Origin of the sequence: Mesorhizobium sp. PAMC28654, assembly GCF_020616515.1 — a bacterium.
GTDB lineage: Bacteria > Pseudomonadota > Alphaproteobacteria > Rhizobiales > Rhizobiaceae > Mesorhizobium.
Map to the genome: position 1 here is coordinate 4082213 of NZ_CP085135.1, position 16629 is coordinate 4098841.

Sequence of the window (16629 nt, forward strand, 5' to 3'; positions counted from 1 at the left end):
CGGCGCCCGCTTCGTGTTCGCTCCGCGTGGGACGATGAATGGGCCTTCCTACTGAAAATTGCGGCCCTTGGGCATGACACTTTCCGCCTCTTCAGACAGCGTTGCGAGATCCTGCCTGATCGGCGCGTTCCGTAGCGCCGGTTGGCTGGAGCGATCCGGGCTCACTTGTCTGGCGGCGCCGACCTTCTCCAGAAGCACGGTCAACCAGGGCGTGAGATCCTCGATCCTGTCGGCGACGATGTGGATGACACCCGATTCGGACTGGAGCTTGCCGGTGACGCGGATGAACCTAGCGCCCATGATGACCGGCCGATAGCGATCGAAGATCCTTGGCCAGATGATGACATTGGCGACGGCCTTGTCGTCCTCCAGCGTCAGGAAGATCGCATTGCCCTTGCCGGGGCGCTGCCGCACCAACACGAGGCCGGCAACGGAGACACGCCTGCCGTCGCGTACGGATGGGAGGTTCGCATTGGGCGTGACACCGGTCCGGTCGAGCCGTTCGCGCAGGAAAGCCACCGGATGCGCCTTCAGCGACAGGCCGAGCGAGCGATAGTCGTGGATGACATGCTCGCCGAGCGGCATTTTGGGAAGTTTCGTTTCGGGCTCCAGCTCGCGCAGGCGGATCGCCGGCTGATCGAACAGCGGCAGGCTCTCGGCGGCACTCTTGCGGTCGAGCGCGCGCACCGCCCATAGCGCCTCGCGGCGATCGAGGCCAATCGAGCGGAAGGCGTCGGCCTGGGCCAGCCGCTCGATCTCGTCGACATCGAGGCCGGAGCGCAGCCAGACATCACGGACGGATTCGTAACCTGAACCGCGTCGCGCGACGAAAGCCTCCATGCGGTCCTTCGACAGCCCCTTGATCTGCCGGAAGCCGAGCCGAAGCGCATGGCTGGTCTCGATAACACCTCGCATTTCGGCATGGCGCGCGAGGATGCGGGCCGGATCGAAGGGGGCCTTTTCCAAGGTGCAATCCCAGACGGAGAGATTGACGTCGACGTCGCGGATGTCGACACCATGGTCGCGCGCGTCGCGCACCAGCTGCGCCGGCTGATAGAACCCCATCGGCTGCGAGTTCAGGATCGCGGCGCAGAACACGTCTGGATAGAAGGTCTTGAACCAGCAGGAGGCGTAGACGAGCAGGGCGAAGGAGGCGGCATGGCTTTCGGGAAAGCCGTATTCGCCAAACCCTTCGATCTGCTTGAAGCAGCGCTCGGCGAAGTCTCGCTGGTAGCCTTTCTTGACCATCCCTTCGACCATTAGCGTCTCATAGTTCCCGATCGTGCCATTGCGTTTAAAGGTGGCCATCGCGCGTCGCAGCTTATCTGCCTCACCGGGAGAGAACCCTCCGGCATCAATGGCGATCTTCATTGCCTGCTCTTGAAACAGCGGCACACCGAGCGTTCGCTTGAGGATGGTTTCAAGCTCTTCGCTCGGATACTCGACCTTCTCCTTTCCCTGCCGCCGACGAAGGTAGGGGTGAACCATGTCGCCCTGGATCGGGCCGGGCCGAACGATCGCGACCTCGATGACCAGATCATAGAATGTGCGGGGCCTGAGACGCGGCAGCATGGACATCTGTGCGCGGGATTCAATTTGGAAGACGCCAAGCGTGTCGGCACGACAAATCATGTCGTAGACGCGGTCATCCTTTTGCGGAATTGTCGCAAGGGTAAGGCGCCGGCCATATCTGTCTCTCACACCGTAGTGGGTTTCCAGCAGATCAAAGGCGCGCCTCAGGCAAGACAGCATGCCAAGCGCGAGCACATCGACTTTGAGGATGCCGACATTGTCGAGATCATCCTTGTCCCATTCGACCATCTTGCGCTCGTCCATCGCCGTCTTGACGATGGGTACGATCTCGTCGAGCCGGTCCTTTGTGATGACGAAGCCGCCGACATGCTGGGACAGGTGACGGGGAAAACCCATGATATCGTTGGAGCGCTCGATCACCAGTCTTGCCAGCGGGTCGGCGCGGTTGATGCCGCCAGCGTGAGCCTCCTTCTCGCCGAGCTCAGAGGTCGACCAGCCCCAGATCGTGCTCGACAATGCGCTTCTGACATCCTCGGACAGACCCATGGCCTTCGCCACTTCACGCAGCGCCGAGCGGCCGCGATAGCTGATGACAGCAGCAGCAAGTGCCGTGCGCTTGGCGCTGTATTTGTCGTAAATATACTGGATGACGACGTCGCGCTTTTCATGCTCGAAATCGACATCAATATCTGGGGGCTCGTCACGCTCCGTTGAAACAAAGCGCTCGAAAAGAACGTCCAGAAGGTTAGGATCGACTTCCGTAATCTCAAGACAGTAGCAAATGACGGAGTTTGCGGCGGAGCCGCGTCCCTGACACAGAATACCTTCTGAACGCGCGAACCGAACGATGTCGCGAACGGTAAGGAAATAACGGGCGTATTTCTTCAGGCCGACAATTGCGAGTTCATGCCGGATGAGACCTTCCACTTTGTCAGGGATGCCCTCGAGGTAACGTTTCCTGGCGCCCTCCCAAGTCAATCTCTCAAGTTCCGTTTGAGGGTCGACGCCTGCCTCGGTCGTCTCTTCTGGGTAGTTGTGCTTCAGTTCATCCAGAGAAAAACTCAGGCTTTCCGCAAAGCGCAAGGTCTCGGCCAGCGCCTGCGGATGCCTGCGGAACAGGCGGGCCATCTCCATCGGCGGCTTCAGATGGCGCTCGGCATTGGCTGCCAGTTGCAGCCCGACCTCGGCAACGGGGACGTTGAGGCGGATGGCGGTCAGCACGTCCTGCAGCGGGCGCCGCTCCGCCGTGTGGTAGAGAACATCGTTGGTCGCCATCAGCGGGATGCTGGTACTCTCAGCCATCGCCGCTGCCTGCTCGATCCTGAAGCGGTCATTGCCCGCATAGTCAGGCGAAATGGCCAGACGGAGATTTCTTCCGAAACGATCCTTCAGCTGGCGAAGCGAAGCGAGACTGTCTTGCGCGTCCGCCGTCAGATCGGGCACGACGGCCAGTGACATGAGGTCCCCCCATTCAAGCAGGTCGCCGCGCTGGAGCAGGGTCGCGCCCTTTTCGGTTTCGTCGCGCAGATTGGCTTGGGTGAGCATGCGGCACAGATGTCCCCAGCCCTTGCGATCCTTGGGATAGGCGAGAATGTCCGGCGTGCCGTCGCAAAAGACCAGCCGGCAGCCGGGGTGATAGGAGAGCTTTTCGACCTTGGCCTGCTGCCAGGCACGCACCACGCCGGCCACCGTGTTGCAGTCGGCAAGCCCGATCGCGGAGAAGCCCAGGAGCTTGGCCGCGACCACCAGCTCTTCCGGCTTGGAGGCGCCGCGCAGGAAGGAGAAATTCGACTGGATGCCGAATTCGGCATAGGTAATGACGGTCAGCGCGTTCATGCGAAAACCCCATGCAGGAACCAGCGCGGCGGCACTTGCGGGTTGCCGTAAAGGCCTTGCCGGTAGAGCCAGTAGCGGCGGCCGTCGGTATCCTCGATGCGGAAATAATCACGGGTCGATGTGACCGGATCGCTTGCGGCTTCACGCCACCATTCGGCGGCGATGCGTTCGGGTCCCTCGGCGCGGGTGACGCGGTAGAGCGCGCGGCGCCAGCGGAAATTCAGTGGCGGACCCTCGGGCATTTCGGTGGCCGGCACCTCGACGGGTTCGGGCGAGCGGAAAAGCCGGATCGGCCGCTCCCGCCGAAAGACGGTCGTGGGCGCGGGCGTCGTTATCTTGTCCGGCTTTTTTGGCGGCGTGGTTTTCCGCAGCACCTCGGTGAAGGGGATCGTGGCGACGGCGTGTTCCGGCAGATGGCTTTCGACGACGACCGGCTTCAGAACCGCGCCATCGCCGAGCCGGGCGCGGATGCGGTCGGCGAATAAAGCGATATCGGCGCCATCATCGGTCACATCGCCGGCAAGGTCGGCCTGCTGCATGTCGAAGGCGGCGGTCGCCAGGACCGACAGGCGCACGAGATCAAAACCATAGCCGGCATCGATATCCTGTTCGAGCGCGGCCAGCCGTTCATGGAACAATTTCTGGATCAGCAAGGGTTCGCGCATCGGCCGCGATGTGCCCAGCGCGATGCGGCTGACGGCGCCGTCGACGCGAAAGAGCAGCAGCGCCAGCGTCCGGGCGCCCTCGCCGCGACGTTCGAGGTCACTCTTCAACGTCGTCGCCAGCATGCCAACCAGACGTTCGATCTCCTCGGTCAGGGTGACGGGCTCGGCGAGATGGCGCTCGACCGACAGTGGCGCGATGGGAAGGCGCGGCGACACCGCCTCGTCGAGACGCCCAAGCGCCTGGTCGAGACGCAAAAGCAGGGAGGCGCCAAAGCGGCGGGCAAGCGGCGCGCGGGGCGCCGCCATGACGGCGCCCGCCGTGCGCAGGCCGACGCTCTCGAGGCTGTCGCGGATCGCCGGCTCGATGCGCAGCGCCGCCAGCGGCAAGGGCGCGAGCAGGGCTTCCTCCTCGCCGCCAGCGACGATGCGGTCGCCGGAAAATCGTGCCGCCGCCCAGGCTGCACCCGGCGTCGCGGCAAGCCCGGCGCGGACGTCAAAACCCTGATGGAAGAAGCGCGACAGGATGTCGTCCAGCATCGCGCGTTCGCCACCGAAAAGATGCGTGCAGCCGGTGACGTCGAGAAACAGGCCGTCGCTGCCGTCCAGCGCCACCAGCGGGGTGTAGCGGTCGCACCAGTCGGCAAGGCCTTCGAGCAGGCGCCGGTCGGCCTCCGGATCGGCCTCGACGATATCGATTGAGGGATGCATGGCACGCGCGTCGGCTATGCCCATGCCGCGCTTCAGGTGAAGCGTCTCAGCCCGTTCGTCGAGGGCTGAGATGCGCTGCGCGTTCCCCTGGCGATGGCTCATCACCAGTGGCGGGTGATCCGACGGCCGGGAACGCCAGGACCGCCCCAGCCGCTGCCGCAGGATCCTTTCCGCGGCGAGATGCGGAAACCACAGGGACAGAATTCTCTGTCCATTCTTTCTGGGGCCATCTTTCCTCGAAGCTGCGTTCATCGGGGTTCCATTCCAGTGTGAATTGTCCGGGCAAGGCCGTGCGGCTCTTGCCGATGGTGATGGTGAAGGCCGGGCGGCCGATCGAGCCGGCAAGCGGCCCGGCTATGGTCTCGCGTGCTGCCGCCGGCGCCGGCGACAGGATGAGGCGAACAGGCGCGGCCGTTGGTTCGGGCTCGGCTGCCTGCCGCAGCAGGAACACGGGGCGGCCGGCTGCCTGCGCGCGAGCGTGCAGCCGTCTTGTCGCCGTGAGATCCAGCCGTTGCGGGTTGCCGCGAATTTCGAGGATCACGGCGGCGAGCGCCGTCATCCGGGCGGCCTCCTCGGCCACCCACAGCGCATCGACCAGTTTTGGCGCCTCGGAAAACAGCAGCTGTTCCGGCTCGATGCCGAAAAGCGAATGCAGCCCCCTGGCATAGGGAAAGCCGGCCTCGCGGAAAATCTCCGATGTGCCGACCCATAGAACAGGCAGTCGCGGTCCCTGCTTGAGGATCAGGCTTATGAGCGACAAAGCGAAGCCGGCGACGGCTCCAGCGTCGCGGGTTTCAGTGCCATGGATCTCGTTCAGGGCTGACTTCGGCAGGCCGCCGCTCAAGGCGCCGTCGAGACGTGCGGCGCCGGTTTGCAGAAACGCATCCGGCGTGACCACGGCAAGGCCGCGCCGGACAAAGGTGAGATCGGTGTTGTGCGGAACATGAGTGTCAAGCGACGCGCCGGCCGGCGCCTCCAGGCGCTCGGGCAGCGTTCCCTCGATCTTCGCGATCTGGCGGCGCAGGGCAAAAACAGTATCCCGCGCCACGGCGGTCATCGCCATGACGGTCAGCTTCCACTCACAATTGTTCCTGTTATGTTCCTATAGATTCCAGAGGGCACCCCAAGAGTCAAGCAGACTCATGGGGAATTTATTCCTGTCCTGGTGGCTGCAGCAGACTTGACCGTCCGGCATTTGCCGATTCCCGCGCGAAAGCCTATATGCCGGGTTCAAAGGAAAAAGCATGGCCCGCATCTACAAGACCCGCACCTGGCACGACGAACTTTCGCCCTCGATGGAGGAAATGGAGTTCCTGGCGCTGGAGGCCTATGCCCATCTGCCGGAGGATTTCCGCAAGCTGACTGGCGAGATCGTCATCCAGATCACCGAATTCCCGACCGACGAGATCATGGACGACCTGTCGTTGGAAACGCCCTTCGACCTGCTCGGCCTGTTCGAGGGTCGCGGCATCGCCGAGCGCTGGAACCCGCAGACCGGCGAGGGACCGAACCGCATCACGCTCTACCGCCGCGCCATCCTCGACTACTGGTCCGAGAACGAGGAAACGCTGGGCGACATCGTCACCCACGTGCTTATCCACGAGATCGGCCACCATTTCGGCCTGTCGGATGACGATATGGAAAAAATCGAAGAGGCGGCTGAATAGGCGCACACCTTCGTCATCCCAGGGCGGACCGACGCAAAGCGGAGCGAAGACCCTGGGATCCATGCTGGGATGATGGTGCCGTGCTCGACGGTGCACGACAGGGCGACCATCCGTTGCGCTTTTCCTGTCGCACCAATCCTGATCCGCCGGGCTCTTTGGCCAAGGTAACGGAATGGATCCTAGGGTCTCCGCGACGTCGGTTCGCGACTGCTAAGCCCTAGGATGACGAAGGAAGGGCAGGCGCTTTGCGGCCTACCAGTCGCTGAGCTTTGTATCGGGCCCGTATTCCTGACCGTCGATATCCTTGACCACGGCCTGGCCGCAGCGCATGGCCTTGGCTTTCTTGTCGTAGGCGTAGGTCGGTGAGCCGAACAGGTGCCAGCCCTTGTTCAGAGCCCCCGTCACCTTGTGGCAGAAGCTGGCATCGTCCGGGCCAGTCAGAAAGCGGTAGAGTTTCATCCGTCAAGTCCTGTCGTGAGTAGCACGCGCATCGGGCCCTATCATGCGCCGATGGCGGCCGCCTTCGCCAGCAGTTTTTCAGCCTGCGCCAGATGCAGCCGCTCGACCATTCTGCCATTCAGCGCAATCACGCCCTTGCCGGCATTTTCTGGCAACGAAAAAGCGGCCTTCACCGCGCGTGCCTCGATCACGGCTTCGGCCGATGGGGCAAAGGCATTGTTCGCGGCTTCGATCTGAGCGGGATGGATGAGGGTCTTGCCGTCGAAACCCATGGCGGCGGCTTCCGCGCATTCGCGTGCAAAAGCATCGAGGTCGCGAAAATCGTTGAAGACGCCATCGAGCACGTCGAGGCCACCAGCGCGCGCCGCCAGCACCATCTGCATCAGCCAAGGCACGAGGTAACGCCGGTCAGGCGTCGCCAGCACGCCGGTGTCTTTCACCAGGTCATTCGTTCCGGCAACGAAACAAGCCAGCCGGGAAGCCGGGTCGCGGCCGAGCTCAGCGATAGTTCCGATGTTGAGCATCGCCTTGGGTGTCTCTATCATCACCCATAATTTCACGTCGTCCGGCGCAAGACTGTCGTCGAGCGCGTCGCCAGCTTCCAGAATGTCGCGCGGCGTGTTGACCTTGGGCAAAAGGATACCGTCGGGCAGGCAACTTGCCGCTGCCAGCAAATCATCCGCGCCCCGTTCGCTGGAGAGGGCATTGATGCGCACGATCATCTCGCAGCGTCGGCCAAAGTGGTTGGCAACTGGGCGATTGGCGAAGATGCCCGCCAGTTTTTCGCGCGCGGAAACCTTGTCGGCCTGGGCGATACCGTCTTCCAGATCGATGATGACTACGTCGCAGGAAAGCCGCGCGATCTTGGCCAGCGCCTTGTCGTTCGAGGCCGGGACGTAGAGCACCGAGCGGCGCGGGCGGTAGGTGTCGGTTGTCATGCCCGATCTATGCCGTTTGATGCCGGTAGAGGCAAGCCGTCTCCAGCGCTGCACGAAAACTGCATAAAAGTCCCGAAAACCTCCTAGGCTTTGTCCCGCCGTCCGCACGTCCGCCTGTCAAACCAGCGGCATGCAAGAGACACGAAACCCCCGCTGGTCCCTGCCCTCCCGCCTCCGCAATGACGGTTGGTGGCTCGGCGATGCGCATGTGCGGCGGCAACCCTTATCCCTTTTGCCCGCAAGAGACCGCCGACGATCCGGCTGGACGCCATCAGGAAGGCCCGGCCATGACGTCGTTCTTCACTGCCGCACCAAGCTATTGCAGCCGCTTCGGCGCCGCCGTCTTGCTGGTCGTGCTGGCGGATTTCCTCTTCTACGGCCAGCCCGCCGGCATCACGGTTTTCCTGTTCGCCATCCTGATTGCCGGTGCGGTCGTGGCCGTGCATCCCACCGCCTTCAGCAGTGGCAGGGTCTGGGTCAGGCCAGCCGCCCTGTTCGTCGCGCTGCTGCCACTTGCCGAAAATGTCAGCCCGCTGTCCGTTTCGATCGCGCTTGTGGCCTTGGCCATCTTCGCGCTTTCGCTGGCCGGCCGGTTGCGAAACCGGATCGGCCGTATTGCCGGCCAGATCGTGCTGTTCCTGCTGGCCGCGCCGTTCCGGTTCATGCGCGATTTCATCCGCTGGCGAAAGGCGGCGCGGCGGATCGGCCGGCGCCGTATCCGCTTTGCGACCGTTGCCGTCTGGGTGATGCCGCTGACGCTTGGCGCCATCTTCCTCGCTCTGTTTGGCGCCGCCAATCCGGTCATCGAATATTGGCTGTCGCTGATCGATCTCATGAAGCTGCTGGATCTGATCCAGCTTGCGCGGATTGCCTTCTGGCTGTTCGTGCTTGCCGGCGTCTGGGTCTTCCTGCGGCCACGCCTGCCCCGCTTTCCGCGCCGCCTTGCACGCCTGGGGCGAGGCCTCGCCGGTGCCCAGCCGGCGACCAATCCAGAAAGGCATGTCGTCGAAGACGTGCTGTTCGGCAAACCCGCCATCCTGCGTGCGCTCGTTGTCTTCAACATCCTGTTTGCGGTGCAGACCGGGCTCGATGCCGCATATCTGTGGGCCGGCATCGCGCTGCCCGACGGGCTGACCTATGCCGTCTATGCGCATCGCGGCGCCTATCCGCTGATCGTCACCGCGTTGCTCGCCGCCGGCTTCGTGCTGGCGGCGCTGCGTCCGGGCAGCGAGACGTCCGCTGATCCCCTTATCCGCAGGCTGGTCTATGCCTGGGTGACGCAGAACATCGTGCTGGTCATCTCCTCGATCCTGCGGCTCGACCTTTATATCGGCGTCTATTCGCTGACCTACTGGCGCGTCGCCGCCTTCGTCTGGATGGGGCTGGTGGCGGCGGGACTTGCCTTGATCATCGCCCGCATCGCGCTTGGCAAACCCAATACGTGGCTGCTATCCGCCAATCTTCTGACGCTTTCGGCGACGCTCTATGCCTGCTGTTTCATCAACTTCGCGACGCTGATCGCCAACTACAATGTTGACCATTCCCTTGAGATGACAGGACAGGGCATCCCACTCGACGCCTGGTATCTCCGTGCGCTTGGCCCGGCCGCGTTTCCGGCCCTTGATCGCTTCCTCGATCATCAGCGGCGCACGGTTGCCGCCGGTGATCGGGTCTTCAGCGAACTCTTTGTAGAGCATGAAAGCGACAAGGGTTCGTATCGTATCCTGCAACAGAACTGGCGGGTCTGAAGCTTTCGCGATTGGCGGCTGCTTGCCTATCTCGACAGGAGAGCCCACGCTCGTGTTACTGACGTTTCCGAACCTTACATGCGGGACCGCTGACCCATGCCGCATCACATTCTCGTCGCCGATGACGATCCGCATATCCGCGAAGTGATCTGCTTCGCGCTGGAAAAGGCCGGCATGAAAACGCAGGGGGTGGCCGACGGTGCTGCTGCCCTGCAGGCGGTCGAACGCTGCGCACCCGATCTCATCGTGCTCGACATCGGCATGCCCGAAATGGACGGGCTGGAGGTCTGCCGGCGGCTGCGGCAGCGATCCGATGTGCCGGTGCTGTTCCTGTCCGCGCGCGACGAGGAGATCGACCGCATTCTCGGCCTCGAAATGGGTGGCGACGACTATGTGACCAAACCGTTCAGCCCGCGCGAGCTGGTCGCCCGCGTCAACGTCATCCTGCGGCGCGCCCGCCCAATACCGCCCGAACAAACCGACGACAGGCAGTTCGCGCATGGCAAGCTTGCTTTGGCGCCGGCCAGCCATGCCGCCAGCTTCGACGGCAAGCCGCTTGCCCTGACGGCAATCGAGTTCTCGATCCTCAGGGGGTTCCTGGCGCGGCCCACCCATGTGCTCGACCGCGACATGGTGATGGCCAATGCCTATGCCACCAACATCCATGTCGCCGACCGCACCGTCGACAGCCATATCCGCAACATCCGCGCCAAGCTGGCGGCGGCGGGTTGCCTCGATGCCATCGAGACCGTGCATGGCGTTGGCTTCCGGCTTGGCCGATGCGGCTGACGACGAGCCACAGATGGATTGGCCGCAAATGGCGGCCGCGCCTGGCCACGGTCGTCGTCGCCATCCTGATCCTGGTGATGGCCTTGCCGCTGGTCGGCCTGTTCTTCTTCCGCCTCTACGAAAACCAGCTGATCCGCCAGACCGAGGCGGAGCTGATTGCACAAGGTGCGGCCATCGCCGCCATCTATGCTCGGGATGTGCGCGATGCCGGCATTTCCACAGACAAGCTCGGCGCGCCGATGCCTGCCAGCCGGGGCAATGTGAACTACCCCTACCTGCCGATCGAGCCTAGCCTCGATCTTGCCTCGGACGCTATCCTGCCGACCCGGTCCGCAGGGCAGGCAGCAACCATCGATCCCGCTTTCGCGGCGATCGGCGCGCGCCTGTCCGGCATTCTAGACGCCACGCAGAAAACCACGCTTGCCGGCTTCCGGCTGCTCGACCCCAGGGGCGTCGTGATTGCCGGCCGCGATGAAGTCGGGCAGTCGCTGGCTGAGGTCCCGGAGGTGCAAGAAGCGCTTGCCGGACGCTATGCCAGCGAACTCAGGCTGCGGATCCCCGACCAGCCGACACCGCCGCTCTATTCGGTCAGCCGTGGCACCAGGGTGCGGGTCTTCGTCGCCATGCCGGCGGTCGTCGACGGTCATGTCGCCGGCGTGGTCTATGTGTCGCGGACGCCCAACAACATCGTCAAGCATCTCTATGGCGAACGCGGCAAGGTGACGGCGGCGGCGATCGCCATCCTCGGCGGCACGCTGCTCATCGGCCTGGTGTTCCTGCGCACCGTCAGCCGGCCGATCTATGCGCTGATCGACCGCACCCAGCGCATCGCCGCCGGCGAGCGCGACGCGATCAGGCCGCTCGACCACCACGGCACGCGCGAGATGGCGGAGCTGTCGGCCGCCTTCCTCGACATGGCCGAAAAACTGCAGGCGCGGTCCGACAGCATCCAGACCTTCGCCACCCATGTCTCGCACGAGCTCAAATCACCACTGACGGCAATCCAGGGCGCGGCCGAGCTGCTGCGCGATTCCGGGGCGGCGATGGACGATGCGGAGCGGCGGCGCTTTTCCAACAACATCGTCACCGATGCGGGGCGTCTCAATCTGCTGGTCCGTCGCCTGCTCGACTTGGCGCGTGCCGAAAACCGCGCTCCAAGTGGTGAAATCACCTCGATCAGCGCGGCGCTCCCTGTCGACAGCCGGCTGGCGGTTCGCGTCGAGGCCGGCGGCGATACCAGCCTGCGCATGTCCACCGAGAACGCGGCGATCGTGCTCACCAATCTCATCGACAATTCGGCTAGGCACGGCGCGACGCTGGTTTCGATCACCACGACGAGTATCGACGGCAAGGCGCGCATCCTGATCGATGACGACGGCGCCGGCATTTCGCCCAGCAACCGGGCGCGAATCTTCGAACCGTTCTTCACCACGCGCCGCGAATCCGGTGGTACCGGGATGGGGCTGGGTATCGTGCTGGCCCTTCTGAAAGCGCATGATGGTACGATCCGGCTGGTTGACTCCGAGACCGGCACGCGCTTCGAGATCATTTTGCCTGCCGCGTAACTCCCTATCAGCGGCTCGAATCGGAAAGGGCATAAAGAGTGCGCTACGACATTCTCATCATCGGCGGGGCCATCGTCGGTTCCTCGGTTGCCTATTATCTGCGCGAGGAGGGGTTTTCGGGCTCCATCGCGCTGATCGAGCGTGACCCGCAATTTGCCCATGCGGCGACGACACTGTCCATGGCCTCGATCCGCCAGCAATTCTCGATTCCAGAAAACATCCGCCTGTCGCAATTCACGCTGAAACTGTTCCGGCGGCTGAAGGAAGAATTCGGCACGGACGCTGACATCGGTTTCCGCGAGGGCGGCTATCTCATCCTCGCCGGCGAGAACGGCTTGCCGATCCTCAAGGCCAATCATGACGCGCAGGTCGCCGAAGGCGCCGACATCGTGCTTGAGGGCGCCGAGCAGTTGACGCGGCGCTTCCCGTGGCTGTCAACCGAAGGTATTTCCGCCGGCGCCTATGGCCGGACCGGCGAAGGCTGGTTCGACGCGCATGCGATGCTGATGCTGTTCCGCAAGGCGCTGCGGGAGAAGAAGATAGATTTCATCACCGCTGATGTCACCGGCATCGAGCGGCAGGGCGACCACGTCACCGGCGTCACCCTCGGCAATGGCGAGACGCTGGAGGCCGGCATCGTCGTCAATGCCGCCGGGCCGAACGCCGGCAAGGTGGCTGCCCTTGCCGGGCTGGCGCTGCCGGTCGAGCCGCGCAAGCGCAATGTCTTCGTCTTCGAGGCACGCGAGAAATATGCTGATATGCCGCTGCTGGTCGATCCCTCCGGCATCTATGTGCGCCCGGAAGGCTCGGTCTACCTCACCGGCGGCGCCGAGCCGGAAGAGGGCGATGGCCCCGCCGATCCCAGCGATTTCGAGCCGGACTGGCCGCTGTTCGAGGACGTGATCTGGCCGGTGCTGGCCACACGTATCCCGACCTTCGAGGCGATCAAGCCGACGCGGGCCTGGGCCGGGCACTATGACTACAACACGCTCGACCAGAATGCCGTGGTCGGCCCGCACCCACAGGTCGGCAATTTCATCTTCGCCAACGGCTTTTCCGGCCACGGCCTGCAGCAGGCGCCAGCCGTCGGCAAGGCGCTGGCCGAGTTGATCGTCCATGGCGGCTACCGCACGGTGGATTGTTCGGCGTTCGGCTACAGTCGCGTCGCCGAAGGTCGGGCGTTCCGAGAGTTGAACGTGATTTGAGGGCCTCCAGCCGTTTCGGGATCGTGCCCTGGAGAGCATGATCCCGAAAGGTGGAAGCCGTCTTTCTCGGACAAACGGTCCCCGTTTGTCCAGAGATCATGCTCAAACAAACAGATAGAGCCCCATCCCGATTCCTTCGAGATGGAACAGGCTCTAATAGGTCAGCGTAATCTGCATCTGGGGCAGCGGTCTTGGTGCCGTGTTGGTGAAATCAGGTCCCTTGTCTTTCCATTCATGGCCCTTGGCGATCAGGCCTTCGAGTAGATTTCTTGCCTCCTCGCGTTGCACGGAACCTTCGAAATCATAGGGCGGAACCGGATTGTCGGTACGCGCCGATTCGTAGGCGTTCACGTACTCGGCGATCTTCGGCGTGTAGTTCGCACTGTCGGCGACCTTGATCGTGTAGCGCTGCATGGCCGACGCGAGGTTGCGCCAGCGTGTCCAATAGTGGTCGTCGAAAGAGAATTCCGCGAACTTCTGGCCCGCCTGCGTTCCCTTGAGCGAGATCTGCGCCAGAATGTCCCTGGACATGTTCAGGTTCATGCCGCCCTGTTCCTGCGTCAGGGAAACATGGACGATCCGTTCGCGGTTGCCGGGGGCGCGCGACTGGAGCAAATCGCGCCAGTTCTGCATCGTCGCGATGATGCCAAAAATGAATCCCGACAGCTCCTGCACGGCCAACATGCTGGCGATCGACTGATACTGGGCCTGCCAGCCGTCGCTGGGTTTCGGCAGGAAAACGTCAGGGGTTTTCGTCCGGTTGCCCGCACCGGGCCCATTTGCGTCAGGGTACACGAGGTCGATCGCGAAAGTAGGCCACCGTGGCAGAGGAGCGTCAAACAGGTGGATGGGGAAGTTGCTGCAGATACCGCCGTCGGAAAACCAGCACTGCCGGAAGGCGGCGGCGGGCCCTTCTCCGGTGCCTCCGGCGGCAAGCGAGTCGGTGCTGTCCAGCTGCGTTTTCGGCCTGCCGCGCTTCGGCTCCGGCGTCGCCTCACCTTGAATGGTTCCGGCGCCAATCGATTCATGGAGGGGAACGGCGCTTATCAGGAGGGGAAAGCTCAGGCTCATCCGCGTGGCCACCAGCACCGGCAGGTCGCATGCGGCTGGCAAAGGGTAGTATGTCTCGCCCTCGAAGGAGCGATTTTCGGGAGCCTGCCTGATCATCCAGTCAACGAGATCCTTGGGAAACAGCGTCTCGAATTCGCGCTGCAGGAACCAGAAATGTGTGTCCTTGTCGAAGGGCAGGCTTCGCGGCTCGCTATGCGAGACGTCGGTGGTGATCATTGTCAGCGAAACGGCATGGTCCGAATGCGGCTCATGCTCATAGCGCGGCGCGTGCCACAGATCGCTGAACAGGAGTGGCTTGTCAGGAGACTGGCCGGACAGATTCTGCAGGGTCTCATGAAGCCAGTCGGTAAGCGCGGGTTTCGACTTTCCGCCAAAATGCCCGGCCTGCTGTTTGCCCGAGCAGAGACCGAGGAGATTGCGCCGCGCGACACGCGCCACGCGCAAGACCGCAAATACCGCGCCGACCGCATAGGCCCCGAGAAATGAGGGGATTGCATGCAGCAGGATTGCCCAGCAGCTCGAAAAATATCCCGCCGCCCACCATCCGCAACAAAGGAGGGCAAACAGGAAAAACGTTTCAAGCGGAGCGATGGCGATAACCGCGAAGAGAAGCCAAAGGCACTTTCGTATGGTGCTGGCGTTTCCGGCCAGGACAACGAGCAGCCTGTAGGCATTCCAGGCCCCCGGTGCGGGCTGGAAGAGGCTGTAGATGAAGCCATCGCTCGAAAGCTTCCCCGACACTCCCGCCAGGCCGTGGAAGCCGATCAGGCCCGGATCTCCGGAGACTTCGGATCCGAGGGTTTTTCGCCGCTCTCCGACCGCGGCGGCCACGCATGCGGCGGCGGCAATCGCACCGGCGGATGTTCCGCCAATACTCTTGAATCGGTAGGTTTTCGACAGTTCCAAGGCAGCATTGGGATAAACGATACCGCTGGTGATGCCGCCCTTCATCACAAGATCGCAATATCTGAACAAACTCTCCGCCACCGACCCCTCCCAAAATGCTGAAAGCAAATCGCCCACAAAGGAAGCATTCGATACAGCAGTACTGCTGCCAAGCGTTCTCCGCCTTGTAGACGATGTGCCTCTTCTTGTGAAAAGTCTATTGCCGCGTGCAGAAATTGCCGACAGCGAGGGCGTTGCCGAGTGCGTGGCCCTCGGCCGTGTTGTCGAAAATGCACCAGACTTCGGCACCGGCTGCCGCTGCTGTTTGCATTTGCCGCCCAATCTGGTCGAGCCTTTCGGCGTCGTAGTTCGAGTAATAGATGCGCGGCGCGCCATGCAGGCGGAAGTAGGCAAGGCCGGGCCACCCGGCTGGCCGCTCCGCTGATGGAGCTGGAGCCGGGTCGGCCGCAATGCGCGCAACGCCGCACCCAGCGAGAAGCGCATCCGCGTCCGCGGCGAACCAGCTGGGGTGGCGCGGTTCGCAGGCCAGCCTTACGTCGGTTCGCCCGCGCAACATGGCGAAGAAGCCCGCCGTGATGTCTGGGTCGAAGCGCAGGCTCGGCGGCAACTGCACCACCAGCACGCCAAGCTTGGCTCCGAGACCTTCGACCTCCAGGAGAAACGCTTCGACAAGGTCCTCGCAGGCGACCAGGCGGCGCTCATGTGTCACGGCCTTGGGCGTTTTCACCGCGAAGCGGAAATGCTCGGGCACGGAGCCCTTCCAGCGCTCATAGGTCGCGCGGCGATGCGGCTTGTAGAAGGACGTGTTGATCTCGACGACCGGAAGGCGCTGGGCATAACGCTCGAGATGCGAGCCGGATTGTGGGAAGTCATCCTTGTATCGCGCGGAAATGCCCCAGCCGGCCGTGCCTATGAAACATCCCTGCTTTTGCATGCATGGGATGTGGACTGGATGAGGCGTGGGTCAAGGTAAGGGTGCGCGAAAGCATCGCTGCCGCGGACTCGCTGCTCAGGCCGCAGCCAGCCTTCCAGCCTCGACATGCGCTTGAAGCCACGCCAGCACCCGTCCCCAGCCGCCGGCATGCTCGCTCGCCGCATTGCTCAACCCGGCAAAGCCGCCATGGCAGATGGTGAGGCGCGTGCCCTTGGCGATCGGCTCCAGCAAATAGGCCACCGTTGTTTGCCGCCGGCCAAGCGTGGGATGATCCCAGCCATAGGCCCGCGTCTGCACAATCTGGCGCGGCGTCTCGATCTCGAGGAATTCGCCGCCGGCCGGCAGGTCCCTGCCGTCAGCCGTCCGGGCGACAACCGTCCAGCGGCCGCCGACGCGAAGGTCGGCTGACCAGTCGACCATCCGGTAGGTGTCGGCGGATCCCCACCAGCATTCGACCTGTTTCGTGACCAATGCGCTGAAGATGCGTTCCGGCGAGGCTTCGATCTCGGCTAATGCCATGATCGTCTCGCCATTGGTCATGCTCTGTATGTTGAGAACATGCATCATGGATGCCTCCGTAATTTGTTTCGTTGTCGAAACGCGGC

13 protein-coding genes are annotated in these 16629 nt (G+C 63.2%); 5 read left to right on the plus strand and 8 right to left on the minus strand.

Features of this window, described 5'->3' with window-relative positions:
* Positions 1–48: 48 nt before the first annotated feature.
* The 3 genes from LGH82_RS19955 to LGH82_RS19965 are packed head-to-tail and all read right to left on the minus strand — an operon-like array spanning position 49 to position 5805.
* Entirely contained in the window at positions 49–3369 is a 3321-nt protein-coding gene (locus LGH82_RS19955; RefSeq protein WP_227344378.1) for an error-prone DNA polymerase, read from the minus strand.
* On the minus strand, positions 3366–4847 hold the full coding sequence (locus tag LGH82_RS19960; RefSeq protein ID WP_227344379.1) for a DNA polymerase Y family protein: 1482 nt from the start codon (positions 4845–4847) through the stop codon (positions 3366–3368). The genes LGH82_RS19955 and LGH82_RS19960 overlap by 4 nt, the downstream gene beginning before the upstream one ends.
* The gene (locus LGH82_RS19965) at positions 4789–5805 is read right to left on the minus strand and encodes an ImuA family protein (RefSeq protein ID WP_227344380.1); all 1017 of its coding nucleotides are present in this window, start codon (positions 5803–5805) and stop codon (positions 4789–4791) included. The genes LGH82_RS19960 and LGH82_RS19965 overlap by 59 nt, the downstream gene beginning before the upstream one ends.
* Before the next feature lie 181 nt (positions 5806–5986).
* On the opposite strand from LGH82_RS19965, the gene LGH82_RS19970 reads away from it, so the two are divergent.
* Positions 5987–6409 carry a metallopeptidase family protein gene (locus LGH82_RS19970; protein WP_227344381.1) on the plus strand — a complete coding sequence of 141 codons (423 nt, stop codon included), beginning with the start codon at positions 5987–5989 and terminating at the stop codon, positions 6407–6409.
* Positions 6410–6661: 252 nt separating this feature from the next.
* Here LGH82_RS19970 and LGH82_RS19975 read toward each other — a convergent pair whose 3' ends face one another.
* On the minus strand, positions 6662–6868 hold the full coding sequence (locus LGH82_RS19975; RefSeq protein WP_227344382.1) for a DUF1737 domain-containing protein: 207 nt from the start codon (positions 6866–6868) through the stop codon (positions 6662–6664).
* A 41-nt stretch (positions 6869–6909) separates the two neighbouring features.
* The gene (locus tag LGH82_RS19980) at positions 6910–7806 is read right to left on the minus strand and encodes an HpcH/HpaI aldolase/citrate lyase family protein (RefSeq protein ID WP_227344383.1); all 897 of its coding nucleotides are present in this window, start codon (positions 7804–7806) and stop codon (positions 6910–6912) included.
* Between the two features lie 287 nt (positions 7807–8093).
* Here LGH82_RS19980 and LGH82_RS19985 point away from each other — a divergent pair, with 287 nt between their 5' ends.
* From LGH82_RS19985 to LGH82_RS20000, 4 genes are all read left to right on the plus strand, one after another.
* Positions 8094–9554 (plus strand): DUF4173 domain-containing protein, encoded by a 1461-nt coding sequence (locus tag LGH82_RS19985; protein ID WP_227344384.1) that lies wholly within the window; start codon positions 8094–8096, stop codon positions 9552–9554.
* Positions 9555–9650: 96 nt separating this feature from the next.
* A complete protein-coding gene (locus LGH82_RS19990; RefSeq protein ID WP_227344385.1) occupies positions 9651–10343 on the plus strand; it encodes a response regulator transcription factor in 693 nt (230 codons plus the stop codon).
* Positions 10334–11908, plus strand: coding sequence for an ATP-binding protein (locus LGH82_RS19995; protein WP_227344386.1), 1575 nt, complete (start codon positions 10334–10336; stop codon positions 11906–11908). The genes LGH82_RS19990 and LGH82_RS19995 overlap by 10 nt, the downstream gene beginning before the upstream one ends.
* A gap of 38 nt (positions 11909–11946) precedes the next feature.
* The gene (locus LGH82_RS20000) at positions 11947–13113 is read left to right on the plus strand and encodes an NAD(P)/FAD-dependent oxidoreductase (protein WP_227344387.1); all 1167 of its coding nucleotides are present in this window, start codon (positions 11947–11949) and stop codon (positions 13111–13113) included.
* Positions 13114–13266: 153 nt separating this feature from the next.
* On the opposite strand, the gene LGH82_RS20005 is transcribed toward LGH82_RS20000, so the two are convergent.
* The 3 genes from LGH82_RS20005 to LGH82_RS20015 all read right to left on the minus strand — a co-directional run bounded on the left by LGH82_RS20005 (position 13267) and on the right by LGH82_RS20015 (position 16591).
* Entirely contained in the window at positions 13267–15171 is a 1905-nt protein-coding gene (locus LGH82_RS20005) for a patatin-like phospholipase family protein (protein ID WP_227349639.1), read from the minus strand.
* Between the two features lie 115 nt (positions 15172–15286).
* Positions 15287–16024 (minus strand): DUF72 domain-containing protein, encoded by a 738-nt coding sequence (locus LGH82_RS20010; protein WP_227344388.1) that lies wholly within the window; start codon positions 16022–16024, stop codon positions 15287–15289.
* 75 nt (positions 16025–16099) lie between these two features.
* Positions 16100–16591 carry an SRPBCC family protein gene (locus tag LGH82_RS20015; protein ID WP_227344389.1) on the minus strand — a complete coding sequence of 164 codons (492 nt, stop codon included), beginning with the start codon at positions 16589–16591 and terminating at the stop codon, positions 16100–16102.
* Positions 16592–16629 lie beyond the last annotated feature (38 nt).